Here is a 26,575-nt window from a genome sequence, read left to right as displayed (position 1 = left end):
ACGCATTGACGCGTGTCATGGTCCTGCCTGGCGCACGAGGAACTTTACATATCCACCCACCAGTTGAGCAAGGTTTCGTCATCGTCGTCATCGAGGTTGACGTAGATATTGGCGAAGTACCATTCCACGCCCGTCGCTTCGCGGAAGGCGTCGAAAGGGCCGTTCACACTGTAGATGCCGTGGTGACCCGGCACGCTGAAGGTGAGGTTGCCCTTGTACTGGCCGTCCATGGTGCCGCCCAGCTGTTCTTGTACGTCGCGTTCGAGCTGGTCCACTGCTGCTTGCGGCACGTCGTCGGCATAGATCTGGATGCAGAAGTTGCCGCCGCGCTTTAAGACTTCGGCGGGGGCCAGGGGATCGGCGATGCTGACGATGTCGCCGCGCGCCAGGTTTAGCGTCAGGCCGGGCGATGCCAGCAGTTCGTAGACGTGCTCGTCAATCTGGCGCGCCGGCAGGGTTTCATACACGGGGCCGCTGGTGTTTTCGCCTGCTAATACGCGGATGTGCGGCAAACCTTCGCAATTGATGTCTTCCATTGATTCTTTCATAGTGCCGGCGCCATATGCTGCGCGCCGTGCCAGATAGGGGTTTATGGCAATATTGTACCGGGTACGTGTCTGCTGCCAAGGCACGCAATAGTGCAAACGGGGAGCGGCAATGGAGAATATGGTGCAAACAGGTGGCTGTTTATGTGGCGCGGTGCGCTTCGAAGTGACAGGCGAGGGCGGCAATCCGCATCGCTGTTCCTGCCGCAATTGCCAGCAGCGCACGGGCGCGCCGACGGTGGCGTGGGTGGAGTTTACGTGCGATCAGGTGCGCTGGACGGGCACGGCCGGTGTGCCGGCCACTTACCGCTGTTCCGAGTATTCGAGCCGGGCCTTTTGCGCCACTTGCGGCAGTTCCATCGGCGCCATCGACGATGCGCCCACGGTGGCTTTGCTGGTGGGCAGTTTTGACGATGCGACCCAGGCCGCGTTTGCGCCCGAGTACCACTCGTTTGACGATGCCAGGCCTGGCTGGTGGCCGGTCACCACCGTTGCCGCCAGTTAGACGCGGCGTGCCGCAGTGCCTGGGTGCAGTGTTTTTCAAGTGCCCGGAATATAAAAAAGGCACGCCGTGGCGTGCCTCGATATCGTGCCAGGCGGGTAGCGCCCGCTTAGAAGCGGTAGCTGGCGCTGATGCGCAGCACCGGATACGCCTTGAAATCCTTGACCTTGTCGGCCAGTTTGTCGTTTTCAGCGGCTACGTCCGTTTTCAGGGCGGCGCACACCAGCGGGTCGCAGCCGGTATTGCGCAGCGAGGTTTTTGGCGAACCCTGGAACAATACGCCGATGTCGCTGGAAATGCCCCAGCCGGCTTCTTTCACCGGGTTGCCCCAGCCGATGCCGATGTAGGGGGCGACCTTGCGGAAATCGATGGTGCCGTCCAGCTGGCCAGCGCTGGCTGCCGTATAAGTGTTGCCGTTCAGCGTGTAGCTGCCGCTTTTGTTCGGCTTGCCTTTGGCATCGATTTTATTGCCGTTGTACACGACGCCGGCGCTCACGCGGAACGCGCCGTCCATGGGGAAGTAGTCGAGCAGGGCGTCGAAGGTGCGCAGCTTGAGTTTCAGCTTGTAGTCGACATCGTCGGTGCTGGAGTCGTAGGAGTAATTCAGGAAGCCGACGCCAAAACGGGCATTCAGATTCGATTGCAGCGGCACGCTCAGGTGTGCGCCGACGCCAGTCGTACCCACGTCGGCGGCGATGGCCATTTCTGCCTGGGCTTGGCTTGCGCAGAACATGCCTGCCAGCAGGGCGGCGATCAAGTGTTGCTGTTTCATGCTTGTTGACTCCAGTCGTTGGTCTAATCACGCGATAAATATCCCAATGGAAACTAAAGTTTCCATTTGGTAATTTCAGCAGGAATGATAGAGGCTGGATTCTTACAAGGCAAGATGAAGTGGCGAATGGTGGTGCAAGGTGTTGCTTTCCTGTCGCACCACCTTGCGATGTGGCCTAATTGTGTGCGCTGATGCCGCTGCGGAATTGTTCGAAACCGGCGCGGGCTGCCTTGTAGCAATTGCCGGCGGCTGCTTCCAGGCCTTCGCGGTCGAGTACTTCGACGGTGCCGCGGCGGTACTGGATCAAGCCTTCGTCCTGCAGCTTGCGGGCCGTGACGGTGACGCTTTCGCGGCGCACGCCCAGCATGTTGGCCATGGTGTCTTGCGTCACCTTCAGCTCGTTCGACAGCGAACGGTCGAGGCGGTCGAGCAGCCAGCGGCACAGTTTTTGTTCGATGCTGCAATGACGGCCGCCCACCACGTTCTGTGCCATTTGCGCAAACATGGCGCTGGTATAGCGCATCAGCAATTGTGCCAGCGCGCCGCCTTCATTGAACACTTCGCGCAGGAAGGCTGTTTTCAGGCGATAGCCGTAGCCGGCCGTTTGCACGATGGCCGTGCAGGTGGCGCGCTCGGCTTCGTACAGCACCACGCCGGCCACGCCTTCGCGGCCGATGACGGCGATCTCGGTGGTGGCGCCGTCTTCCATCACATACAGCAGGGAAACGATGGCGTTGGTGGGGAAGTACGTGTATTCAATCTTGCCGCCGCAATCGAACAGGTGCTTGCCGGCAGGCAAAGCGACCAGTTCCAGTTGGCAGAACAGGCGCTCCAGATCGGCGCGCGACAAGGCGCGCAGCAATTCGTTCTGTTGCGCACCAGTGATGCTGATCATCGGTGTGGCGGGAGCGGCTTGCCAGTTGTGCTGGACGGCGGCGTGGGTATTCGTGGCTGGTGTCAGGTTGCTATAAGCTTTGTACATGGTAGGGCCTCGTCTTCTGATTTTGTTGGATGGCGCTGCTTTTATGGCTTGCTAGCGTTGTGCTGAATCTTGTATCCACTATAGAACCAGGGGCCGCGGACGGGCATCGGATGAGCCGACGCGCTTATGTAGGCTAGGAACATTGCCTCGTGTCATCCGACTCCTACGCCTGATCCTGCATTTTTTCCCTTTGGAAACAAACGGAAAAAAAATAGGCTGCCCCGCCAGCTTCCTGTGAACTTTGGCTGCATGCCTTGATCAAACCACTCTGCGCTGACGTACGACGATGATAAAATGTTGCATTGCAGAAATTTGATTTGTGTGTCGGGATGAGCCGCTATCCTGCTCTCCATCACTGCTCACTTCCGCTGCGGCCTGCGATGCCTTCCTTGGTCGCTTCACTGCCCGCGCCGTGCATTTGCCGGCGCGCGGCTGTCTTGTCCCGTTTACCCGTTTAATAAAGGAACGCAACGCATGAAATGGTTTTTTGATTTGAAAATTGCCACCAAGCTGATCTTGTCGTTTGGCGCCGTGCTGCTGTTGACGGCCGCGCTGGGCGTGTCGGCGATCTTTTCCATGGCGCGCATCAATACCGCATCGACCGACCTGTCCGAGAACTGGATGCCCAGCGTGCTGGCGGCCATGAATATGCGCAGCGATGTCAGCGATTTCCGCCGCTGGGAACTGGCGCACATGCTGGCCGCGCAGGATGCCGACATGGCGCAGAACGAAACGCGCATGACGGAAACCCAGGCCAAGCTGAAGGTGGACGGCGACAAGTACCGCAGCCTGATTTCCGAGCCGGGCGAGCAGGAAGCGTTCGAACGTTTCCTGGCGCTCAACGATGAATTCATGCGCTTGCATGCAACCATGCTGAGCCTGTCGCGCGAGATGAAAAAGGAAGAGGCGCGCGCGCTGGCTGTGGGGCCGTCGGCCAAGGTCATGGCGGACATGATGGTGCTCCTCGATAAACTGGTGTCGATTAACACGGATGGCGGCGTGCGTTCGAGCGCCAGCGCCGACGCAACGTATGCGGCCTCGCGCGCCAGCCTGATCGTCCTGGTGGTGGGCATCGTCGTCATCGGCATGCTGCTGGCGCTGTGGGTGGCGCGCAGCGTGGCGCGTCCGCTGATCGCGGCCGTCGGCGTAGCGCGCCAGGTGGCGGCTGGCGATTTGACGGCGCATATCGTTGTGCAATCGCAAGACGAAACGGGGCAATTGATGCAGGCCCTGAAAGACATGAACGCCAGCCTGCAGACGCTGGTGGGCCAGGTGCGCAGCGGCACTGATACCATCGCCACGGCGTCGAGCCAGATTGCCGCCGGCAACCAGGATTTGTCGTCGCGCACGGAAGAGCAGGCCAGTTCGCTGGAAGAAACGGCCTCGTCAATGGAAGAGCTGACGTCGACCGTGAAGCAGAATGCGGACAATGCACGCCAGGCCAACACCATGGCGCTGACCTCGTCGAGCATCGCCATCGAGGGCGGCAAGGTGGTCGGCGAAGTGGTGGGTACGATGGCGTCGATCAATGCCTCGTCGCGCAAGATCGTCGACATCATCGCCGTCATCGACGGCATTGCCTTCCAGACCAATATCCTGGCCCTGAATGCGGCTGTCGAGGCGGCGCGTGCAGGCGAACAGGGGCGCGGCTTTGCCGTCGTGGCCACGGAAGTGCGCAACCTGGCGCAACGCTCGGCCGCGGCGGCCAAGGATATCAAGGTCCTGATCGGCGACTCGGTCGAGAAAGTCGAGGCGGGTTCGAAACTGGTGGATCAGGCGGGCCGCACGATGGATGACATCGTTGCCAGCATCACCCGCGTGACGGACATCATGAGCGAGATCACGGCCGCCAGCAGCGAGCAGAGCGCCGGTATCGAGCAAGTTAACCAGGCCATCGCCCAGATGGACCAGGTGACGCAGCAAAATGCGGCTCTGGTGGAAGAGGCGGCCGCGGCGGCCGAATCGATGCAGGAGCAGGCAGCCAGCCTGAGCGAAGTGGTCAGTATCTTCAAGCTCGATGTGGCGAGCGCCGCCGTATCCCGGCCGCGCGCCCCCGCCACCGTCAAGGCGCCGGCAGCCGTGACGCCGGCAGCTGCGCCACGTCAACTGGCCGGCACGGCGCGTCGCGCGGCGCCAGTGGATGAGTGGGAAAGCTTCTGATCAGGCGCGCTTGCGCGGTTTCTTGACATCCTGGATGGCGGGTGCGGCAGCGGCTTGCTGGCGCTGCTGCCACGCCCTCAGGGCGTCTTCGTAGGCGGCCAGGTCTTCCTGGTACATTTCCAGTACGCAAAAAGTGCAACCGCTGTGGCAGCACTCGTCATTGCCCGGTTTGCTGGGCCCTTGCGGTTGCGGATCGTGCGGTAAAGGCGGGGTGGGCATGGTGAGGGCAGGGGACGGTGGAGCTGGCATCGAAGCAGGCATAGAAGTTGGCATAATACGGCATCCCGGCGTGCCGTTGCTGGAACGCTTTTTGCTCAAAAATCACGGTTTCCGTGTACAGTTGCGGTGAATTAGGGTATCGTTTACAGCACTGATATTGTATCTTCTGCGCGCGATGTTCCGCCGGCGCGATCTCCGCCGCCATCGCAGCACATCTCTTCGACGCTCCCGCATACGCCCTACAGCATGTCCCGGAGCACAGAGGTGCCGCAAGAACAATGATCCATGGCTTGCAAGACGGAGCTGCCTGTGCCCCGAAATGTTGTTTATTGAGAAAGCATGGCTTCCGCAGTGCGGAGGCACACCAGAAAATTTATGTCTGAAACCGAATCGACTCCTACGCCCAGCCCGGCGATTGCCCCTGAAGCGGCGCCCGTCGCCGCTGCGCCTGCACCAGCACCTGCCGCATCCGCTGCTCCCAGCCTGACTTTTGCCGACTTTGGCCTCGCGCCTGAAATCCAGCGCGCGCTGACCGACCAGGGTTATACCCATCCGACACCGATCCAGGAACAAGCGATCCCCGTGGTGCTGCAAGGCCGCGATGTGATGGGTGCCGCGCAAACGGGCACCGGCAAGACGGCCGGTTTTTCCTTGCCGATCATCCAGTTGCTGATGGCGCACGCCAGCAGCAGCATGTCGCCGGCACGCCACCCGGTGCGCGCACTGATCCTGACGCCGACGCGTGAACTGGCGGTGCAGGTAGCCGAAAACGTCAAGGCCTACGCCAAGCACACGCCGTTGCGCTCGACCGTCGTCTTCGGCGGCATGGACATGAAGCCGCAAACCGTCATCCTGCGCGGCGGCGTGGAAATCGTCATCGCCACCCCAGGCCGCTTGCTCGACCATATCGAGCAAAAGAACATCAGCCTGAGCCAGGTGCAGATGCTGGTCATGGATGAAGCGGACCGTATGCTGGACATGGGCTTCCTGCCTGACTTGCAACGCATCATCAACTTGCTGCCGAAGCAACGCCAGAACCTGATGTTCTCGGCCACGTTCTCGCCAGAAATCAAGAAGCTGGCCGCCACCTTCCTCAACGATCCGCTGACGATCGAAGTGGCGCGCAGCAACCAGACGGCCGACAAGGTCACGCAAGTGGTCTACAAGGTGACGGAAGACCAGAAGCATGCCCTGGTCGCCCATCTGCTGCGCCAGCGCGACCTGAAGCAGGTCATCGTGTTCTCGAACACCAAGATCGGCGCCTCGCGCCTGGCCCGCGTGCTGGAACAGGAAGGCATGAGCGCCACGGCGATTCACGGCGACAAGAGCCAGCAGGAACGCATGGCGGCGCTGGAATCGTTCAAGAAGGGCGAGATCGACGTGCTGGTGGCCACCGACGTGGCGGCGCGCGGCCTGGATATTTCGGACTTGCCTTGCGTCATCAACTTCGACTTGCCGTACAACGCGGAAGACTATGTGCACCGCATCGGTCGCACGGGCCGCGCCGGCGCCTCGGGCGACGCTATTTCGATCTATTCGGATAAAGACGAGCGCTTGCTGGCCGATATCGAGAAACTCATCAAGCAAAGCATCAAGCGCGGTGAATTGACGGGCTTCAACCCGGCTCCCGCCCGCAGCAGCGACAGCGAGCGCCGTCCGCCGCGCCGCAGCGAAGGCGGCGAGGCGCGTCCCGCGCGCGCGCCGGAGAGCCGCCATGCCGGCGAGAGCCGCGACAGCCGCTCCGCCGAGCGCGGTGCGCGTCCCGCCTTTGGTCCCGGCGCCCGCCGCGAAAAGGCTGATCCCTGGTTCCTGAAGCCATATGAGCCCGCCAAAGCAGCCGCTCCCGCTGCCGCCAGCATGGCGCCTGCCGCGGCCAAGCCAAAGCAAAAGGTGGCCGCGTTGCTGGGGGGCTTGTTGAAGCAATAGTGGGTGACTGATGGTGCCTGTACGTCGAGCATTGACAATATCCTGCATGAAAATGCTGGATATTGTTGAGCGGCAATAAACCGAGGCGCGGTAACGATGAACGGCTTGATCGCTTTGTGCGAACAGGCCATTTTTCATTCTGGGGCACATGCAGCATACTGGCGCTGAGTTCTTTGCGCGAGGGCGTAGCGCACTAGCACATGGCACAGATGCTGGTTCACTCTGCGAATTGTATCGATGGCCCATCCATTTAGGCGTTCTACCGTCTGCCGACGCAATCCTGTTCGATGTCGTACGCGCCGATATCACCGCGCTGTCAACCTATGTCTACCGTCGGGCTGGTGCTCTGGTGAAGCGCACGCGCACCTTGATGGGCCTGCCAGCGATCGACCACGAGCGCCTGTATCGGATAATGAAAGCGAGCAGCTTGCTGCTACCCAAGGCGCCGAAATGCCCGGTGAGGAGGTGACCGGCGTGCTCATGCGGCGTGCTCATGAAGTATTGCTGCGGCCGTGAAATCATTGCCTGGCGCGCTAGGGAAAAACGCGACCTGCCTGGCGATCCCGTGCCCGCCATGCTGGTGGTGACGGTCGAGGCAGGATTCGGCCAGGCCAGCGTCGGATCGACAAGGCTGGAGTTCTTGAGCGATAATGGGGGCCAACCGCGCCAATGAAATGCAAGTCCTGGCGCGCGACTTGGGGATCAAACCAGTGCCAGACCGATACGTAGACCGCAGTCGAACGGCATCGCCGAAAGCTTCGTGAATACGTTTAAACGAGTGAACGGCCACAGTAGCGCAGAAATCGTTCTCGCTCAGATGTCAGACGCCTTATGTACTTCAACGAGGCCCATTCGCATTCATCGCTGAAATGGAAATCGCCTCGTATGTTCATGACGGAGCTGGCGCGCCGGACTCACGAAAGGGCGCTAACTAAACGGTTGGCTGTGTCTGGTTATAGGGGGAATCACTTGATCCTTCATGCAATCGTCCTGCTTTAAGAGCGTCACGTTATGATCTTAAGCGCCAGCATGATAGAATCCTTCCTTCCGACACCCACAAAAAAGTAAATGTTTAAGCTGTTTACTCGCTATTTATCAGTTGGCGTACTCAACACTGCGATACATTGGATAGTTTTTTATATTCTCCATTATGTAGTATATTTAGATCAAGCATTAAGTAATCTTGGTGCATTTAGTATTGCAGTAACCTTCTCGTTTCTTGCTAATGCTCGATATACATTCAATAAAGAAGTAACTGCAAGGCGCTATATAAGTTATGTCATCTTTATGGGCGGCATGAGCGTTGCAGTCGGTGCAGCAGCAGATAGGCTAGATCTTGCTCCGGTACTTACCCTCACATCATTTTCCGCGGTTAGTCTGCTATGCGGATTTTTCTATTCGAAATTCATCATTTTCCGGAGTAATAAGCAGTGAGAATATCTTTAGTCGTCCCAGTTTTTAATGAAGAAGATGCAATACCAATTTTCTATAAAACTGTCCGCAACTTGGCATCTCTAGCTCAATACGAAATTGAAATTGTTTTTGTTAATGATGGTAGTAAAGATAAAACATGTGATATCGCCAATGCTTTAGCATTGGTAGATCCGCTTGTAACTCTAATTAACTTTTCTCGTAATTTTGGCAAAGAACCGGCATTATTTGCTGGGCTCGAATATGCTACCGGCGATGCAGTCATTCCTATTGATGTGGACTTGCAAGATCCAATTGAAATTATTCCATTGTTAATTGAAAAATGGCAATCCGGAGTGGATGTCGTATTGGCTAAGCGAGTCGACCGTCAGGCTGATGGCTATTTGAAACGTCGTAGCGCAGAGGCATTTTATTCGTTGCACAATAAAATATCAAATCCAATAATAGAAGAAAATGTTGGTGACTTCCGATTAATGTCCAGGCAGGTAGTGGATGAGATTAAAAAGTTGCCAGAGAGAAATTTGTTTATGAAAGGAATTTTAAGCTGGGTTGGCTTCAACACTGAAGTGGTTGAGTATGTGCGAGCAGAACGTGTTGCTGGAAAAACAAAATTCAATGGTTGGAAGCTTTGGAATCTGGCATTAGAGGGAATTACATCATTTTCAACTTTTCCTTTGCGAATCTGGTCTTATATTGGTTTGGGTGTTGCATTATTTTCATTTCTTTATGCCGCTTGGATGGTCGTAGATAAACTAATATGGGGTAACGTAGTGCCAGGTTATCCATCATTGATGACGGCTATGCTTTTTCTGGGTGGAGTCCAATTAATTGGTATTGGTGTTCTGGGTGAGTATATCGGACGTATTTATATTGAAAGCAAAAATAGGCCTAGATATATAGTTAAGGATATTGTTAAATAATTGGTTTTGATGTGACAAAAGCCGTACGTATTGTATTTGCATTGTTGTTTTTTTATTTGGTATCTCTGGCATTGAATTTGGTGACGCCTTTAGTGACAGATATGATAGACGATTTTTCCTATGTGAAAAAAGGTACAGGATTGGCCGCCAAAAATCTTGCCGCAAGAAATTTTTAAGAAGAGAAATTATGCATAAAGAAGTAAACATGACTAAGGGAGATGAAATTGATGACGACATTCTTCCCGTTGCCGATCTACTGAAGACTGTATGGCAGGGCCGCCTTACCTTGCTCGTGATTACATTGCTTACCGTGATCATAGGCTTAACGGGAAGGATGTTATTTTCCGAGTATCGGAGCGAAGGTTTCTTCCAATTTGGCGGCACCATTCCTATGGTTAAGAAAACTTCCGACAAGGAAAAGGAAAAAGAGCCCAGCCCTGGTATAAAACTCGCAGATTACAAGCGCTATGCCGCCGCATTCAAATCCAATGAGCGTTTTACAGATTTTATGCTAGAGTATAAATTGGAACAAAATCCAAGTACCAGTGCTTTGCGCCGTTCCTTTTCATCGCGCGAAGGTATTTCAAAATGGATAGAGCCGGTGTTCCCCTTTACCAAACTCGACGCCAAGGAATTGCTCGAAGATTCAAAAGACGGCAACAACAACGTCATCGGATTACGCATCAATTATGATGATAAAAATCCGAAAGTTGCACAGAATATTGTTGGATTGCTGGGGCGCTATACGATGGATACCATCGTATATATCATTTACTCGGATATCCTGCGCTTCAAGCATATTGAAATAACAGCAAAAATCACCACCTTGGATAATGAAATTATCCAGAATAATGAACGTCTCGCGCATTTCCGCCGCAGTGGAGATGATTTGAAAAAAATTGTAGCTCGCTATCCTGACGCAGCGAGCCAAGCTTCGCGCCAGATCGTTTCAGTCAGTGATGAAACTGCACGTTATCTACCGCCAGTCACTCAATTGATGACCACTGAAGTTCAGGCATCTGAAGCTACGGAGAAAATCCACAAGGCACGACGCGAGCAACAACAAAACATCCTGTTGCGCGAGTACTACGATAAAGCCAAAATTTTGGTCGATAATACCAAGTCAGGAGAAGCCATCCTGCGCGGCTTGGAGCCGGTGAAGGTCGAAGTCTTCAAGAATAAGAATATGGAAGATGATACGGTGAAGGAAGTATTTAACCAGATCACCATCGACAATCAAACTGCGATCAGCCAGTACTTGGAAAAAAGCCGCTTCATTGCTGGTCCTAGTCGGCCCGAGAATCTGTCCTTGCGACTGTCTGTCACAATTTTGTTCAGCTTGTTTATCGGACTGATACTGTCGCTTTTCGTGATATTTGGACGCAAGTCTTTGAATAACAAGTAATTTTAGTTTCGTGTGATTATGTTTGCATAATCACACGAGCATAAACATACTGTACCTTGCAGAATTTATTTTTATTAATAATTTCAATAAAAGAAACTTTAAATAAAAATGTAATTTTGTCGATGACTCTAACTGTCTAGTTTCGTGTAATCATGTTCCTCGTCGCAGCGTGGTCCTGTTCCGCGCCAGAGCCGTGCTTGAAGAGTTGATCGCCGGCTTGCCACCGAGATCGTCCCAGCGGTCGCATCACACCGCATAAACTTCAGTCCATAAGCATACGCATTTATCCCCAAGTCCGCACTACCCCGAAAATCCACCAGGAAATCAAGGGCTCCGGCTTGTCCGACCGCGAGGCCTCCAAGGTTTTCAATATCGCCCGAGCCACGGCTGCCAAGTGGCTAAAGCGGGACGATGTACAAGACCGTTCGCACCGAGGCCAGACGCAGCATACGAGCCTGAGCGCGATGCAGGAGGCCATCGTGCTGTCACTGCGCCAGTCGCTCTATCTGCCGCCCGACGACCTGCTGTACATTACCCGGTAATACTGAATCGCCACGACCATTGTAGGCACTCTTGATCCATAATTTAGGCAAAGGGGCGATCACGAGTGGGAAGCGTGACACAGAAGAATTTAAGGAAGCCGCCGTCAAGCAAGTTGTTGATCGCAGACACTCAGTGGCCGAGGTCGCTGAGCGGTTTGGTGTCAGTATCCACAGCATTTATGCGTGGACAAAGCGGTATGGCGTGCCCGAAGTCGAGCCTAAGCCCAGGCCGTTCAATGTGACGAAATGCGGCGATTGAAGATTGAATGAAAGCGCGTTACCGAGATCAATCGCGTTCACCGCAAGAGTTTGAGCGAAGGCATTTTGAACGGCTCGCCAGTGTCTAGCAGACTCGTCGCGATTCATACCGACCGCATCGGGGCAGTGCAGGCAACGCCCCGATGTCACGGCTCAGATCCAGTCCGAATAACCTCTTGCACTTCATCTAGGGCGCATAATCCGGCACCGCCAGCCATTTCCAGCCTTACAGCATGATGGCCGCGCCAGGGGTTTCCTGTTTTTTCCGAGCTTGCTGGGCAGCCTGCTCTAGCCAGATAAAATCCTCGATACCGCACTGTGGTGTGTATTCCTTGATGATGGACTGGAGCGAGGCGCGCACACCCTCATAATCAAAGTTGCGACACGCCCGGTCCATTTCTTCCAGCATGCGGTGCAATTCGGACCACGCAATTTCTGACTCCTGGGCGCGCATGATCAGGGGGTGGCTCGTCCCCTCGACATTGTCGCCGATCAGCAATTCCTCATATAGCTTTTCACCTGGACGCAAACCTACATGTTCAATGGCAATGCCATCCGGCGCCGTCTTGCTGCGCACTTCCAGGCCGCTGAGATGGATCATCCGTTCCGCAAGGTCGATGATTTTGACCGGTTCGCCCATGTCCAGCACGAAGACATCGCCGCCCTCTCCCATGGCGCCCGCCTGCAATACCAGCTGCGCCGCTTCAGGGATGGTCATGAAGTAGCGCGTGATTTCAGGATGCGTCAGGGTAATGGGGCCACCCGCTTCGATCTGTTTGCGGAAGAGGGGCACGACGGAGCCGGACGATCCCAGGACATTGCCGAAGCGAACCATGCAAAAGCGGGTGTGCTTCTGGTTGCGGGCGAATGCCTGCAAAATCAGCTCGGCCAGACGCTTGGTCGAGCCCATGACATTGGTCGGCCGCACGGCCTTGTCCGTGGAAATGAGCACGAAGCATTTGACGCCGCTGGCAATGGCGGCGTTGGCGATGCTCAAGGTTCCGAACACATTGTTGCGCACGCCTTCGATCGGGTTATGCTCGACCAGCGGCACGTGCTTGTAGGCGGCCGCGTGGTACACCGTATCGACAACGTAGGTCGTCATGATCCTTTTGCATTTTTCAGTGTCGAGCACGCTGCCGAGAAACGGCAGCAAATCAAAATGCAATCCATTGGCCGACTTTATGCCCAGCAATTCCTGTTTGATGGAATACAGGGCAAATTCCGACATTTCCAGCAGGATCAGGCGTGTCGGACGCAAGGTAACGATCTGACGGCACAGCTCGGAACCGATCGAGCCTCCCGCACCGCTGACCATGACGCATTTGCCGGTAATGCAGGCGGCAATCAGCCCGGCGTCTGGCGTGACCTGGTCGCGTCCCAGCAAGTCTTCAATTTCGATGTTGCGGATATCCTGGAGGCGCAGCTCGCCGCTGACCAGGCTTTCCACCGGAGGCGTGACTTTGATATGCACTTTTAAAGGCTCGAGCTTGTCGAGGATGCGCTTTTGCCGGCTTTTTGAAATGGATGGCATGGCCAGCAGGATTTCGCTGATGCTGGTACGGGCGATCACATCGGACAAGTCGGCGGTGCCGTACACCTTCATGCCAGAAATGGTAATGCCATTCAGTTCGCTGTTGTCGTCAATGAAGGCCACGGGCAGGTAGTCATGGCCGGCACGCAAGGCGCTGGCCAGTTGCGTGCCAGCCCTGCCGGCACCATAGATGGCCACCCGCACCATGCCTTGGCGTTTGCTTGGATGCAACAGGAAGCCGCGCGCCAGGAAGCGGCTGGCCACCACGTAGGCGATGGCACTGATCCAGTAAATGCCGAACACGCCGCGCGACATGCCGACCATGTGGGTCATGAAGGCCGCCAGCGCGACCAGCAGGGCCACTGAAATCGTGACGCCGAGAATGACCGAGAATATGATTTTCTGATCGATGAAGCGTATCACCGCCCGGTACAGCCCCAGTCGTATGAAGATGGGCAGGGAAATGAGCGGCACGGCGACGATCAGGTACAGATAACTCATGAACAGAGCCGTATTGACCGAATCGTAGCGCAGCAGGATGGCGATGCAGAACGTAATCGGCAGAAGAATTAAATCTGCCGTTGCCGCGATCATCTGCTTATGGAACCGAGATAAATCAAGAATGGATTTCATTGTTTGGCTAAAAATTATTGTGATTCGACTCGATAAGCCTGTTTTTTTCTGCGCAATATCCGCGCATGGCATATGTCAGAAGTATTATCGATGTAAACATCAAGGTAAGAAAGGGTGGATTGGATACTCTTGATGTTAAAAAAACTTTCGATGAACATTCTTCACCGAATAAATTCAAAAAAAGCATGATGATTGCCAAACCGTACAAGGAAAAATTCCCGCGTTAATTGCCATCACACTGGTGTGCATTTTAATGGAACGGCTGAGGACATGGCGCGCATGCCTGCCTGCTAGCCCGGCGCCTGGCTGCGCACCTTGGCCAGCAGCTTGGAGGTCGAGCGGTCATGCTCGAAGTCGATCGCCACCGCCTGCCCGCCATAGGCGAGCACCGCCTGTCCTTCGGGAATGGCATCCATCTGGTAATCCCCTCCCTTGACGTAAATATCCGGATGGGCCTCGCAGACGACTTGTAACGCGGTATCGTCATTGAATGCCACCACCAGGCTGACCGATTCGAGCGCCGCGAGCACCGCCATGCGGTCCGGGCAGGCATTCAGCGGGCGGTCATCTCCCTTGTTCAGGCGCTTGACGGAGGCGTCGGTATTCGCCGCCACGACCAGCGAGCCGCCCAAGGCCCGTGCCTGTGCCAGATAGGTTACATGCCCGCGGTGCAGGATGTCGAACACGCCGTTGGTCATGACGACTGGCTTGGGAAGGGCCGCAACGCGTTGTTTCAGCTGTTCCAGGGAGGCGATTTTGTTTTCGAATTCAGGCATGGTAGACAGAGAGAGCTAGGTTAAATACACCTGCCGCGCAGAGGCGCGGCAGATCGTGTCAGTGTGTGACGCCGTCGCGTTTGATCACTTTCAGGAACGTCAAAAAGATGATTTTGATATCCAGTGCCAGGGACTGCTGTTTCAGGTATGCCACATCGAGTTGCACTTTTTGCGGGATGGGCAAGTCGTCGCGGCCATTGATCTGGGCCCAGCCCGTCAAGCCCGGCAGCAACCGGTCGACGCCGTGTTCCGTGCGCAAGGCGATCAGGTCATCCTGATTGAACAGGGCAGGCCGCGGTCCGACAAAACTCATGTCGTTGACCAGGATGCTCCACAGTTGCGGCAGTTCATCGAGGCTTGACTTGCGCAGGAAGGAACCGACGGGCGTGAGAAATTGCGCCGGATTTTGCAACAGGTGGGTGGCGACGGCCGGTGTGCCGATACGCATCGTGCGAAATTTCGGCATCTTGAAAATGCGGTTGCGTTGGCCCACGCGATCCGACCAGTACAGGACCGGACCGGGGGAGGTCAGGCGTACCGTCAGGGCGACGATGAGCAACGGCAATGCGAGGATGACGGTCGCAATCAGGGCCAGCAGGAGGTCGAATAGTCGTTTCATGATGTGTGTGTGTATTCCTTACCAGTTTTAATCAAGGCCTCGGCCGTTGTATAGGGTGCTTGCCATGCCAGCTGCTGCTGTGCCTTGGCGATATCGACCGTCAATCCTGCATCGAGCTTGTCAAGCATCTGGCGCTTGCCAACCAAGGTGCAGGCCAGCGCAAGCAATGACCTGGGAATAGCCAGCAGGCGCGCGGTCTTGCCCATGCCGATGGCCAGATGGCGGAAAATCTCGGGCAGGGTCACCGTTTGCGCATCCGCCGCCAGAAAAACGTCGTGCAGCGCTTGCGGGCAAGTTGCGCAGGTGCGCAGGAAATCGGCCAGGTTCCACACGCTGATCAGGCTGCGTCTCGACTGCAGGCGCCCGAACGGCAGCGGCCAGCCTTTTGCGGCAAGCTTGAGCAGGGTGCCGAAGTTGCCGGGGGCTTCCGGTCCAAAGACCAGTACTGGCCGTACGATGGCATACTCCATGCCGCATTGCTGCGCCATGTCCTGCACCAGCTGTTCGGCTTCCAGCTTGCTGATGGCATACAGGTCATGCGGCGCCGGCGTGTCTTGTTCCGAAAAGGGCGTGATATTGCTGTTGCCATTGACGCCGATCGAACTGACAAAGACAAAGCGCTTGACGCGCGCATCGGCGGCGCGCTCCAGCAAGCTCCTGGTCAGCCCGACATTCACGCGGCGAAATTCGCCAAGCGGATCGGCGGCGGTGTCGCGCATCACGTGGGCGCGGCCGGCCAGGTGGATCACGGCATCGCACTGTGGCAGCACCGTGTCGAGCGCGTCGAGGTTGGCGAAATCGGCGATGCACACTTCCTGCGCCACGCCAGGGATGGCGCGGCCGCCGTCACGCACCAGGGCGACCACGCGGTGGCCATGCCCGGCCAGGTGGCTGCAGAGCCGGCGTCCCACAAAACCCGTGGCGCCGGTCACCAGGATGGTCTGGCTGGTGCTCATGGCGCCACCGAAAACACGTCGCGCAGCCAGCCGTCGATCGAGTATTTGTCATACAGCGCGGCAGGCAGGTCGACATACGGCGTGGTCAGGAATGCCGGATCGATCTGGGGTGTTTCCCTGTCGATCACGGCGATGTTTTCCGGCCGATAAAAATCGTATTTCCTGACATTTTGATTCGTCGTGATCAATTTCTTCCGGGCGCCCACCATTTCGATGGTGCGCATCGTCAGGCCGATCTGATTCGGATGCTGGAAGTCCAGAATGACATTCGACTTGGCGATGGCTGCCATCACCTGCGCCTTGTTCATCGGCGTGAAGGAAAATTCGGAGATTTTCGATTTGAAGAAAGCTGGCACGAACAGTTTTTTCAAGCGATAGATCACGACGCTGGGAATGAACAGGAAAAAGAAATTCGGCTTGCCATTGGGTGGCAGCGCGGCGCTGATCTTCTTCACCAGCGCATAGCGGTCGCTGTGCGCCGTGCCGATAAAGGTGACGTTATAGCCGATCTCCGTGCGCGGCAGGTCGCGGTATTCGTTCAGGAAGAATAGCGGCCGCAGGCGGATGCCGGGAATCGTCTGGGCATCCTGGTCATCGAAGGTAAACGCGCTGTCGAACTGGCCGACGGATTGCCGGAAATTGCCATTGTTTTTCACCGAGTCATACGAATAGTAAATGAACTTGGCCTTCGCATTTTTTTCGCGCAAGGCTTGCAGGATGTCGGCCGGCATGCATTCCATCTTGATGATGAACACAAAGTCGTAATTGCCGTGGTTGCTATCGAGCAGAACGGAAAAATAGCGGTGAATCGCCTGCTGTTGCGTACGCGGCATGACACGGATGGCGAACTTCGACCAGGCGCTGGTGGACGGACGATCGTCGTGATAGTCGACGTGCGCCCCCAGCTCTTCGAGCCGTTTCTTTATTTCGCGTTCATACCCAAAAAAAGCCGGGGCGATAAACAGGATTCTTTTCCCGTTAAAAAAATTTTCCACTGTACTTAATCAATCAATTATTTAGATGGGTGCGGCGGGAATGCCGACCACGGTCAAGCCAGATGCCACATCCTTGAGGACCACCGCGTTGGCGCCGACGCGGACGTTGTCACCGAGGACGACGGCGCCGAGCACCTTGGCGCCGGAGCCGACGATCACATTGTCGCCGACCACCGGACGCGAAGCGTCGTGGTAGCCAATATCGATTTCGCGGGCGCCAAACGTGACGTTATGGTAAATCGTTGCATTCATGCCGATGCGCAGGGCGCCGATGACCGTGCCCTGCGTATGCGGGAAATACAGGCCTGGACCGATTTCGCAGCGGACGGCGATTTCCAGGCCGAAGACGACGAAATTAATCAGGGACACCAGCTTTGCCAGCGGCGACAAACGCTTCTGGAAAAACCAGTGAGACAGGCGAAACAGCACCACCGGCATGAAACGCGGCGAAAAAGACGTCAGCAGCAGGCGTCCGAAAGTCGGTTGCCGGTCCGGCTGGCCGGCATAGAAATATTGCCTGGCCAGATCGGCATACAAGGTGGTGCGCAGACTCATGACATCATCTTACGTTTTTTCAGCTCTTCATTTGCCTTGTCCAGACCGTCTTCCGGCAAGGGCTGGGAGCTGACCCAGGCAGCGAATTCCTCGATACCGCGTGCCAGCGACACTTGCGGCGTGAAGTTCAAGGTCGCCTTGATCTGGCTCAGATCGGCGTAGCAATGGCGGATGTCGCCTAGGCGATACTGGCCTGTCACTTCCGGACGGACGGTGCCGCCCAGGGCGTCGACGAGCAGATTGGCGATGTCGAGCACCGAGGTCGGCTCGCCGGCGCCAACGTTGAGTGTGGCGCCGCTGGCGGCGTCGCTTTCCATGGCCAGCTGAATCGCTTGCACGATGTCGTTGACGTGCACGAAATCGCGGCTTTCCAGGCCGTCTTCGAAAATCGGCAAGCTCATGCCGCGGCGGATACGGGTCGAGAAAATGGACAGGATGCCGGTGTACGGATTGTTCAGCGACTGGCCTGCGCCGTAGACGTTCTGGAAGCGCAGGATGGCGGTGCTGATGCCGAGCGAGTCGCCGGCGATGCGGATCAGGTCTTCCTGCGCGTACTTGGTTGCGGCATAGATGGACGCCGGGCTGGGGCGCGCTGTTTCCGGTGTTGGAATGGCGCGCAATGGGCCATTGCAGGTGGGGCAGAGCGGATCCCACTGGTGGTTTTTCAGCTGCGCCGCACTGCGGGCGCCCGGATAGACCGTGCCATGGGTGGGGCAGGCATACGCGCCTTCGCCATAAATCGAGCGCGACGAAGCGAGGACGATCTTTTTCACCGTATTGGGTTTGTTCGCCAGGATGTCGAGCAATTGCGCGGTTGCCTGCGTATTGACTTCATTGTAGTGGGCGATCTGGTACATCGATTGCGCGGTGCCGGTTTCGGCCGCCAGATGGACGACCGTGTCGACCGTTTGCAAGGCTTGCTCGAGCACGCCGGACTGGCGCACATCGGCGCGAATGAAATGGATGCGGCCGTCGCGCAGCATGGCTTCATCGAGTTGCGGGTAGGGGCCGTGAATTTGCGGCGACAGATTGTCCAGCACGGAGATGCGATAGCCGTCGGCCAGCAATTTGCGGCTCAGATTGGTGCCAATGAAGCCGGCGCCACCGGTGATCAAGATATGTTTGTTCATGCCGATTCCCAATTTCCGTAACCAAGTTGTTTTTCAATCAAGGCACAAATGACGTGCCCCCAAAAAATATGAATTTCTTGTATGCGAGCAGTAATGTTGCTTGGCGCGATCAGCGGCAGGTCTACCTGCTGAGCCAGTTTTCCGCCATCCTTGCCCAGCCAGCCAATCGATTGGATATCCATCGATTTTGCCGTCTCGACTGCATTGAGGATATTGGCCGAATTGCCGGAGGTTGAAATGGCAATCAGTACATCGCCAGCCTGGCCGACGCCGGACAACTGGCGTGCAAAGACGTGATCGTAGCCATAGTCGTTGGCAATGCAAGTGAGCGCAGAAGTGTCGGTTGTCAGCGACAGGGCTGGCAGCGCACGGCGGTCGTCTACCAAGCGCCCGACCAGTTCCGCCGCAATGTGCTGGGAGTCTGCCGCGGAACCACCATTGCCGCAAAAAATAACTTTTTTGCCTTTGGCAATGGCATCGGCGCAAATGCTGGCAGCCTTGGCAACATCATGCTCCGTTGCTGCCAATCTGCCGAAAGCCTCCAAATGTTGTTGAAGCGACTTTTCAAAAATGCTCATGATGTCCTCTTGAAATGAATATTTAAAATAATTCTTTGTAAAATAAACCAGATGAAAATATACAGTTCACCATGCAGCGGTACCATGTAAAGGGTAATCGTTGCCTGTGCCGCCAGAGAAAATAAAAATATATCGTCTTTATTCCTGCGGAAAAGTTCATACAGGGACCAGGACAGCCCGCCGACAAACAGGCCTGACATGATCACGCCGACGACCCAGAAATCCAGATACATGAATGCCCAGGATGCAAACGCCGGATAGTAACCAACGTCGGCCGCGTCTGGATATAGATAGTTTTGTATCAGTAACTGGCCATAGATCAGCGGTTTGTCGGGCGCAAATGCACGCGGGATGTAGCCCCAGAAACTGCTGATAAAAGCCTCGCCATAGGTGGGGCCAATATGGTCGTACTGTGCAACAAATTCGATGGTCTTTTGAAAGTAATCAAAATAGGATAATGCTCCGATCAGATCACTTGTCGTCCCCTGTAATAATTGCAGTCCAAGAAACATACTGAACAGAGTCGCGCCAATTACGGTAAAGAACTTGATGCCGATTATTTTTATGTAATGCGTATAATAAAATGCAACCAGTAATATATTTACCATCAAAATTTGCTTTGATCCGGTAAAGTACGTGAGGCCAAAAATCCCCAACAGCAGGGGGGCTATCTTCAGCAGGTCGCCTTTATTCGTGGGCTTGACTGAATAAAGCACATAGATAATGAAAAACGAAATACCCCAGACCCAGAAAAGATAATAATTTCCTGCTCCAAATTTATTGTTTTGATACGCTTCGCGCGGGTTGGTCAGCCACAAGGTGCCGCCTTCGCCAACGATCATCAGCATATAGAAATTAATTAAGATAAAGGCCGTGATCAGCACCACCGTCAACATCGAAAATGGCGTGCGGGCACGTGGCAGGCGCATGAAAAAGGCGCGTCGGATGGTTTCCACCGTGCGTAGCAACCAGCGAGGGCGCAGAACAAACGGCAAGGAGAAGCAGATCACATACAGTATATGCAGCAGCAATGCGTCAACAATGTCGGCATCGGTGAAATTTTGGATATTATCCGTAAAATAAATGAGCGAACAACTGAGGATGACACGCAAGCCGCTGTCAAGAGTCAGGTAGAAAGACAGCGGATTGAGCGGCGTCTTGTAAATTTTGATGCCATAGATGATAAGACCAACCACCAGCGTGGTTAAGAATATAAGTAGTGCAATGGAAGTCTGATGCATGCGTGTAGTCCAGTTCGATTTACATCAGTGGTCAGCCGAAGCGTGATTGTTCATACTTGCCTGGCCGACATATTGCAACACATAGGCAGGTTTCAGCTCATCCATGCATTTGGGAGAGGGATAGATACATGTGCTGCAACGGTCGATGATATGCCCCTGCCCGCAAGGTCCACAAGGCAGCTCCAGGGAGACGGATTCACAACGTCGTCCCCAGGCACTGAAGCGGTGGTGACAACTGGAACCAAAAATACCTGTCACCGGGATGCCGCTTGCTGCCGCAATGTGCATGGCGCCAGAATCATTGCCAATGAAGCGATCACAGTGCCTGAGCAAGGCCGCCATCTGCGCGATGCTGGTCTTTGCGATCATATTGACGACTTTGCCAGGGAAATTCGCTTCGAATTGCGCGCCCAACGCCGTGTCATCCTTGCCGCCGACGAGCAAAATGGTGAGTTCCCGCTCCTTGTGTTTTTCTTGTAACAGGCTAGCCAGTTCCACATAATACTGCAGTGGCCAGCGCTTCAGGATGGAATAGCCGCCGGACAGGCCCAGGCCGATGAGCATGCTGCCAGCGGGGACGTGCTCCTTGAGGAGCTGTTGTGCATAGGCATCGTCCTGTGCGGCACCCCAGAATTCCAGTGCCGTATCGGCCGGCTGAAAACCCAGGTGGCGCACGATATCGAGATTGCGTTCGACTTCATGCTTCAGGCCAAGCGCAGGCAGAATGTCAGTGTACAGCATGTCAAAGCCGGCATTGAGCACCTGCTTGCGTTGCGTCGCTTTTTCCGTATAGGCGATGCGCCGCTTTGCCCCGCTGAAGAGGGCGATGAAGCCCGCATGATGATCTTCGTCAAAGCGCGGGACGATGGCAATATCTGGCGGTTGCAAACGGAAGTGGGTCCAGCAGAACTTGAGGCTCAAGCAGTGCCGTACCAGCAAGCTTTTCGGCAGCGAACTGCCCCAGTCGTACGTCGCGATATGGTTGACGTACGGGCAATGTTGGACCATCGCCTGGATACGCGGATGCACGACCAGCGTGATGTCGGCATCCGGATAGGCATGCCTCAGTTCGCGCAGCAAGGGCGAATTCATGGCACTGTCGCCCAAGGTCTGGTCCAGGCGCACGACGAGCAGGCGCAAGCCGGCATGGGGCTTCCTGCGCGCCAGCAGCGCCAGGATACGCGCGCAGAGCAGGCCCAGGAGGACGCTCAAGACCATGAAAGTACGAATAGCGGTATTTTTAATCATCTTTGTTGTTGCTTTTTTGTAATTTTCTTAAAAGAATATTTTGAATAAGAAAATTAAGCGATTCCATTGCCAGTATCGAAAACAAGGCGCCATAGGCACCGAAGCGGGGTACCAGCAGCAGCATCGCAACGGACAGGAAGGTAAAGTTCCAGACCGCGACCGAGGTGATGAATTTATACTTCCCATGCGCCTGGATGGCAGCGGTACTGATCAAGTTGCCGCATTTGAATATCAGGATGCAGCCGGTCAGATTCAGCATCGCTTGCGCGGCAGCATATTGTTTAAACGTATACACCAACAGGACATTCGCCAGTACCAGCACCGTCAACAGGGCCAGGCCGGCGTACAGGGCCATGACTTTGCGGTAGCGGGCATTGACTGCCGATGCCGCCGCCACCGACGTTTTCAGCGAGGTGGCGATATGGCCATAAGCGTTGACGGCCAATGCGCCCGCAATAAATTGAAACGGTTCCACCAGACGCACGGCAAACGCATAGAGTCCCAGCTCTTCGGCGCTACGGAATTTCTCCAGGAAAAACACATCCATGCGTCCATAGGTGATGCCCAGGATGGTCGCGGCGGCAATCGGCAAGGTCATTTTCAGCAGCTTGAGCATGCCCGGGAAATTCAGGCAGGCCAGGCTGGCGCGCATGACCGGCACCTTGGCAATCAGGAACAGGCCAACCAGGGCTTCGGCCGCAGGAATGGAAAAGAATGCCAGCGCCGGATTGCTGGCAAACGTGAACAAACCATAAAAAACACCGAGCGACAACAAGCCCGCCATGGCCACGAACGGTGCAATATGGCGCCCGCGCATCTTGGCGATAAAAAAATTGATCGGCAAGTTCATCAGCAGCGGCGACATGACCATGAGCGCAAAGGGCAAGGTCGAACTAAGTTCCCCCGGACGCAAATGCAGCATGACGGCCGTGCTGGCGACGGCCACCAGCAAGCCCAGCATCAGCTTGGCGCTCATCGCCGCACCTATCGTCTGACGCAGCACCGCCTTGTTGCGATGCGATGCGTACTCGCGCATGGTGTACGTGTCGATGCCGAAATCGGCCAGCAGGCGTCCGATTTCGGCAACCGTGAAGAACAGGGCAATCGTGGCAAAATATGCCGGTTCCGAATAGCGCGCCGCAATCAGCAGGGCGAATATCCGCACGCCGAATGAGGCACCCCGTATTAATGCTGTGAGTATCGAGTTTTTTAGTATGTTCTTTAGCAAGATAATCTCATCGGGCGTGCAGCCAGTTCCGGATGTACCGGCTCACTCCCTCCGAGACGGAGTAGAACGGCGCGTCATAGCCGGCTGCCCGCAGGCGCGAGATATCTGCCTGGGTAAAGGACTGATACTTGCCGATCAAGGCATCGGGAAACTTGATGTATTCCAGCATGCCTTGTGCGACCATTTCTTCACGGGTCAGTGGCGCCAGCGCATCGAGTTCGCGGCAAGTATTGACAGCCGCGACGGCGATGTCATTGAACGGCTGCGATTGTCCGGTACCCAGATTGAAAATGCCCGACTGTTGCGGGTGGTCCAGGAACCACAGGTTCACCTTGACGACATCCTCGACGGAAACGAAGTCACGCAACTGCCCACCATCGGCATAGCCATCGCGGCCTTCAAACAGCTTGACCTTGCCATGTTCGCGGTATTGGTGGTAATGGTGGAATGCCACCGATGCCATGCGTTGCTTGTGCTCCTCGCGGGGGCCGTAGACGTTAAAGTAGCGGAATCCGACCACTTGGGAGGTCAGGTCGGCCATGCGTTCGCGGACGATCTGGTCGAACAGGAATTTCGAATAGCCATAGATATTCAATGGCTTTTCAAACTCGCGCTCTTCCTTGAAGATGCTGCCCGTGCCATACACCGAGGCGCTGGAGGCATACAGGAAAGGAATTTTATTGTCCTGGCAATAATCGAGCAAGGCCAGCGAATAACGGAAATTGTTTTCCATCATGTATTTGCCGTCGGTTTCCATGGTGTCGGAACAGGCACCCTGGTGAAACACGGCGCTGATCTTTCCTGCGTACGCAGGGCTGGCCAGCTTGCTCAAGAACTCGGTCTTGTCGATGTAGTCGCTGATATCGCAATCGACCAGATTGCGGAATTTGTCGCCGCGGGTCAAATTATCAACAGCGATGATCTGGCGATGGCCACGCGCATTGAGTGCTTTGACGATATTGGAACCAATGAGTCCTGCGGCACCTGTTACAACGATATACATAATTTCTCCTAGCAGAACAGTTCTTCTTGGCTTACCACTGCCGTGCCCAGCTTGCCGACGACGATGCCGGCCGCGCGGTTGGCGATGCTGATAGCTTCTTCATAGTCATATCCGGCCGCCAGCATCAGGCCGAGCGTGCCGATCACGGTATCTCCGGCGCCGGAGACGTCAAAAACCTGGCGCGCAACCGTGGGCTGATGCAAGACTTCGTCCTTCTGGTAGAGGGACATGCCTTCTTCGCTGCGCGTCACCAGCAGCGCGTCAAGCTCGAGTTCCTGGCGCAGCGCCTGGGCTTTTTGTGTCAGCGCGGCTTCGTCGGACCAGCTGCCCGCCACGGCCTGGAATTCCATGCGGTTAGGCGTAAGCAGCGTCGCTCCCTTGTAATGGCTGTAGTCGCTACCCTTGGGATCAACGAGGACGGGCTTGCCCAGCGCCCGCGCGGCAACAATCATTTTTTCCGCATAGCGCAGGCATCCCTTGCCATAGTCGGACAGAATCACCAGATCATGCTCGCTGACCAGCTTGGAATAGATTTCAAGCTTGTTCGTCAAAATCTCGTCCGTCGGAATTTCTTCGAAATCAATGCGCAGCAATTGCTGTTGACGAGACAGGACGCGTAATTTCACGGTCGTGGAAATATTGCTATCTCGATATAGCTGCGTATGCACACCATTTTCTTTGAGTAAGCTTTCCAAGGCGTCGCCTGCCTCGTCCTGGCCGATGACCGAAAGTAAGGTCGCCTGGCCGCCCAGGCTGGAAATATTGCGCGCCACGTTGGCCGCGCCGCCCGCGCGGTCTTCTCGATGGGAAATCTTTGCAATGGGAACCGGTGCTTCCGGAGAAATGCGATTGACTTGTCCAAACCAGTAGCGGTCGAGCATGACATCGCCGACTACCAGAATCTTTGCTTTGGATAAATTGTCTTTATAGCTATGGTTAACCATGATATGAGTAATTGGAGTACGCGATGCCGGAGGCCGCTGAGCCGACGAGCGGCAGGCAGGGACAGAATCAGGATTGACACAACCTTAAAGCGGCATCCCATTGTGGTAAGGGGCCAAAGCGGTCGATCAGCTTGGCGCATGAGAGCAGGGAATACATGGGGCGCTTGGCGGGCAAGGGATAGTCGGCCGTGGCGATGGCCTGGACATGGACGGGCTTGGCCGGCGGCGTATTGCGCAGGATTTCTTCCGTGAAGCCGGCCCAGGAGGTGCTGCCCTGCGAAGTCAGGTGATACAGTCCGCCATTGTCGCGCCACCAGCCATGGTCGCCGGTACGCGACTGGCTGACGATGTGCGCAGTCACGTCGGCAATCGTGCGGCACCAGGTGGGCGAACCGGTCTGGTCGCCAACAATGCGCAGTTCGCTGCGATCCTGCGCCAGCCGTTGCACGGTCAACAGAAAATTCTTGCCGCGCGTGCCATATACCCAGCTGGTACGCAAGATCAGGTGCGCTGCGCCCGAGGCGGCGATGGCCTGTTCGCCTGCCAGCTTGCTCTTGCCATAAACGTTCAGCGGATTGGTGGCAGCCGTTTCCACATAGGGTGTCGTGGCCGTGCCGTCAAACACATAATCGGTGCTGTAATGGATGAGGGCTGCGCCCAGCCGCGCGGCTTCTTCCGCCATGACGCCCGGCGCCTGCGCGTTCACACGCATGGCCAGTTCCTCGTCGGTCTCGGCCTTGTCGACCGCCGTGTAGGCGGCGGGATTGATGATCAGATCCGGCCCGATTTTGCGGATCACGTCGCGGACCTGATCGAGGTCGCTCAAGTCCATCTCGCTGCGGTCGACGGCGATAATATGACCGATGCCCTGCAGGCTGCGTTCCAGCTCATAGCCGACCTGGCCATTTTTTCCGGTGATGAGGATTTTCACGCGAATACCTCGGCGTCCGCCAGCAGTTTGCCCAGCTGGTCTTTGCCCGACAGCATGGGCTCGCCATCGCCTGGCCAGGTGATGCCCAGGGCCGGATCGTTCCAGAGTAGGCTGCGTTCGAATTCAGGCGCCCAGTAATCGGTGGTTTTATACAGGAATTCGGCCGACTCGCTCAGGACGATGAAGCCATGGGCAAAGCCTTCCGGAATCCAGAGCTGGCGCTTGTTCTCGGATGACAGCGTGACGCCGACCCATTGCCCGAACGTGGCCGAGCTGGCGCGCAAGTCCACCGCGACGTCAAAGACTTCGCCGGCGGTAACGCGCACCAGCTTGCCTTGCGGTTGCTGGATCTGATAGTGCAGGCCGCGCAGGACATTCTTGCTGGACTTGGAGTGGTTATCCTGGACGAAATTGGCCTGAATACCCGTCAAGCCGGCAAAGCGCTGCTGGTTGAAGCTTTCGTAAAAAAAGCCCCGGTCATCGCCAAATACTTTGGGCTCGAGGATCAATACGTCGGGAATGGCAGTGGTTTGAATTTGCAT

General features: G+C 55.9%; 27 protein-coding genes. 8 read left to right on the top strand and 19 right to left on the bottom strand.

Translation table 11 applies throughout. From position 1 onward, the window contains the following. Nucleotides 1–44 precede the first annotated feature (44 nt). A complete protein-coding gene (locus tag KO539_RS06105; RefSeq protein WP_035821876.1) occupies nt 45–536 on the bottom strand; it encodes a DUF4265 domain-containing protein in 492 nt (163 codons plus the stop codon). A gap of 130 nt (nt 537–666) precedes the next feature. Here KO539_RS06105 and KO539_RS06100 point away from each other — a divergent pair, with 130 nt between their 5' ends. Then, nucleotides 667–1,050: a GFA family protein gene (locus tag KO539_RS06100; RefSeq protein ID WP_219307866.1), complete on the top strand. Its 384-nt coding sequence runs from the start codon at nt 667–669 to the stop codon at nt 1,048–1,050. Between the two features lie 106 nt (nt 1,051–1,156). Here KO539_RS06100 and KO539_RS06095 read toward each other — a convergent pair whose 3' ends face one another. Next, a complete protein-coding gene (locus tag KO539_RS06095; RefSeq protein WP_219307864.1) occupies nt 1,157–1,819 on the bottom strand; it encodes a hypothetical protein in 663 nt (220 codons plus the stop codon). Between the two features lie 175 nt (nt 1,820–1,994). Then, on the bottom strand, nt 1,995–2,714 hold the full coding sequence (locus tag KO539_RS06090) for a Crp/Fnr family transcriptional regulator (protein ID WP_035828139.1): 720 nt from the start codon (nt 2,712–2,714) through the stop codon (nt 1,995–1,997). A gap of 561 nt (nt 2,715–3,275) precedes the next feature. Here KO539_RS06090 and KO539_RS06085 point away from each other — a divergent pair. Beyond that, nucleotides 3,276–4,961: a methyl-accepting chemotaxis protein gene (locus tag KO539_RS06085; protein WP_219307862.1), complete on the top strand. Its 1,686-nt coding sequence runs from the start codon at nt 3,276–3,278 to the stop codon at nt 4,959–4,961. On the opposite strand, the gene KO539_RS06080 is transcribed toward KO539_RS06085, so the two are convergent. Continuing rightward, a complete protein-coding gene (locus KO539_RS06080; RefSeq protein WP_219307860.1) occupies nt 4,962–5,180 on the bottom strand; it encodes an oxidoreductase-like domain-containing protein in 219 nt (72 codons plus the stop codon). 375 nt (nt 5,181–5,555) lie between these two features. Here KO539_RS06080 and KO539_RS06075 point away from each other — a divergent pair, with 375 nt between their 5' ends. The 6 genes from KO539_RS06075 to KO539_RS30695 all read left to right on the top strand — a co-directional run bounded on the left by KO539_RS06075 (nt 5,556) and on the right by KO539_RS30695 (nt 11,663). Further along, nucleotides 5,556–7,106 carry a DEAD/DEAH box helicase gene (locus KO539_RS06075; protein ID WP_219307858.1) on the top strand — a complete coding sequence of 517 codons (1,551 nt, stop codon included), beginning with the start codon at nt 5,556–5,558 and terminating at the stop codon, nt 7,104–7,106. A 1,068-nt stretch (nt 7,107–8,174) separates the two neighbouring features. Then, a complete protein-coding gene (locus tag KO539_RS06070; protein WP_219307856.1) occupies nt 8,175–8,540 on the top strand; it encodes a GtrA family protein in 366 nt (121 codons plus the stop codon). After that, on the top strand, nt 8,537–9,457 hold the full coding sequence (locus KO539_RS06065; protein ID WP_219307854.1) for a glycosyltransferase family 2 protein: 921 nt from the start codon (nt 8,537–8,539) through the stop codon (nt 9,455–9,457). The genes KO539_RS06070 and KO539_RS06065 overlap by 4 nt, the downstream gene beginning before the upstream one ends. A 205-nt stretch (nt 9,458–9,662) precedes the next feature. Continuing rightward, a complete protein-coding gene (locus KO539_RS06060; RefSeq protein ID WP_219307852.1) occupies nt 9,663–10,862 on the top strand; it encodes a lipopolysaccharide biosynthesis protein in 1,200 nt (399 codons plus the stop codon). A gap of 338 nt (nt 10,863–11,200) precedes the next feature. After that, nucleotides 11,201–11,404, top strand: coding sequence for a hypothetical protein (locus KO539_RS06055; RefSeq protein ID WP_257626119.1), 204 nt, complete (start codon nt 11,201–11,203; stop codon nt 11,402–11,404). Nucleotides 11,405–11,435: 31 nt separating this feature from the next. Further along, nucleotides 11,436–11,663 (top strand): transposase, encoded by a 228-nt coding sequence (locus KO539_RS30695; protein ID WP_219307850.1) that lies wholly within the window; start codon nt 11,436–11,438, stop codon nt 11,661–11,663. A gap of 225 nt (nt 11,664–11,888) precedes the next feature. Here the strand turns inward: KO539_RS30695 and KO539_RS06045 are convergent, their stop codons facing one another. The 15 genes from KO539_RS06045 to rfbC all read right to left on the bottom strand — a co-directional run bounded on the left by KO539_RS06045 (nt 11,889) and on the right by rfbC (nt 26,575). Beyond that, entirely contained in the window at nt 11,889–13,829 is a 1,941-nt protein-coding gene (locus tag KO539_RS06045; protein WP_219308645.1) for a nucleoside-diphosphate sugar epimerase/dehydratase, read from the bottom strand. A gap of 290 nt (nt 13,830–14,119) precedes the next feature. After that, nucleotides 14,120–14,605, bottom strand: a complete 486-nt coding sequence (gene rfaE2 / locus KO539_RS06040; protein WP_219307848.1) for a D-glycero-beta-D-manno-heptose 1-phosphate adenylyltransferase — start codon at nt 14,603–14,605, stop codon at nt 14,120–14,122. A 58-nt stretch (nt 14,606–14,663) separates the two neighbouring features. Beyond that, nucleotides 14,664–15,224, bottom strand: coding sequence for a sugar transferase (locus KO539_RS06035; RefSeq protein ID WP_035821863.1), 561 nt, complete (start codon nt 15,222–15,224; stop codon nt 14,664–14,666). Further along, entirely contained in the window at nt 15,221–16,180 is a 960-nt protein-coding gene (locus KO539_RS06030) for an NAD-dependent epimerase/dehydratase family protein (protein ID WP_219307847.1), read from the bottom strand. Before KO539_RS06030 ends, KO539_RS06035 begins: the two co-directional genes overlap by 4 nt. Beyond that, entirely contained in the window at nt 16,177–17,013 is an 837-nt protein-coding gene (locus tag KO539_RS06025) for a hypothetical protein (protein WP_219307846.1), read from the bottom strand. Before KO539_RS06025 ends, KO539_RS06030 begins: the two co-directional genes overlap by 4 nt. Nucleotides 17,014–17,196: 183 nt before the next feature. Further along, nucleotides 17,197–17,730, bottom strand: coding sequence for a serine O-acetyltransferase (locus KO539_RS06020; RefSeq protein ID WP_035821856.1), 534 nt, complete (start codon nt 17,728–17,730; stop codon nt 17,197–17,199). After that, entirely contained in the window at nt 17,727–18,860 is a 1,134-nt protein-coding gene (locus tag KO539_RS06015) for an NAD(P)-dependent oxidoreductase (RefSeq protein WP_219307845.1), read from the bottom strand. The genes KO539_RS06020 and KO539_RS06015 overlap by 4 nt, the downstream gene beginning before the upstream one ends. Next, nucleotides 18,857–19,438 carry an SIS domain-containing protein gene (locus tag KO539_RS06010; RefSeq protein WP_219307844.1) on the bottom strand — a complete coding sequence of 194 codons (582 nt, stop codon included), beginning with the start codon at nt 19,436–19,438 and terminating at the stop codon, nt 18,857–18,859. Before KO539_RS06010 ends, KO539_RS06015 begins: the two co-directional genes overlap by 4 nt. Further along, nucleotides 19,435–20,679 (bottom strand): O-antigen polymerase, encoded by a 1,245-nt coding sequence (locus KO539_RS06005; RefSeq protein ID WP_219307843.1) that lies wholly within the window; start codon nt 20,677–20,679, stop codon nt 19,435–19,437. Before KO539_RS06005 ends, KO539_RS06010 begins: the two co-directional genes overlap by 4 nt. Before the next feature lie 24 nt (nt 20,680–20,703). Beyond that, entirely contained in the window at nt 20,704–21,927 is a 1,224-nt protein-coding gene (locus KO539_RS06000; protein WP_219307842.1) for a glycosyltransferase family 9 protein, read from the bottom strand. Beyond that, the gene (locus KO539_RS05995; protein ID WP_219307840.1) at nt 21,920–23,155 is read right to left on the bottom strand and encodes an oligosaccharide flippase family protein; all 1,236 of its coding nucleotides are present in this window, start codon (nt 23,153–23,155) and stop codon (nt 21,920–21,922) included. Before KO539_RS05995 ends, KO539_RS06000 begins: the two co-directional genes overlap by 8 nt. 7 nt (nt 23,156–23,162) lie before the next feature. Beyond that, the gene (gene rfaD, locus KO539_RS05990) at nt 23,163–24,158 is read right to left on the bottom strand and encodes an ADP-glyceromanno-heptose 6-epimerase (protein ID WP_035821841.1); all 996 of its coding nucleotides are present in this window, start codon (nt 24,156–24,158) and stop codon (nt 23,163–23,165) included. 8 nt (nt 24,159–24,166) lie between these two features. Next, entirely contained in the window at nt 24,167–25,102 is a 936-nt protein-coding gene (rfaE1, locus tag KO539_RS05985; RefSeq protein ID WP_081922576.1) for a D-glycero-beta-D-manno-heptose-7-phosphate kinase, read from the bottom strand. A 67-nt stretch (nt 25,103–25,169) separates the two neighbouring features. Next, a complete protein-coding gene (rfbD, locus tag KO539_RS05980) occupies nt 25,170–26,033 on the bottom strand; it encodes a dTDP-4-dehydrorhamnose reductase (RefSeq protein WP_035821839.1) in 864 nt (287 codons plus the stop codon). Then, nucleotides 26,030–26,575 (bottom strand): dTDP-4-dehydrorhamnose 3,5-epimerase, encoded by a 546-nt coding sequence (rfbC, locus tag KO539_RS05975; RefSeq protein WP_219307838.1) that lies wholly within the window; start codon nt 26,573–26,575, stop codon nt 26,030–26,032. The genes rfbD and rfbC overlap by 4 nt, the downstream gene beginning before the upstream one ends.

The sequence above is a fragment of the Janthinobacterium sp. NKUCC06_STL genome (genome assembly GCF_019345455.1).
GTDB lineage: Bacteria > Pseudomonadota > Gammaproteobacteria > Burkholderiales > Burkholderiaceae_D > Janthinobacterium > Janthinobacterium rivuli.
Note: the sequence above shows the minus strand (reverse complement) of the source record. Positions and strands in the feature narration are given on the sequence as shown.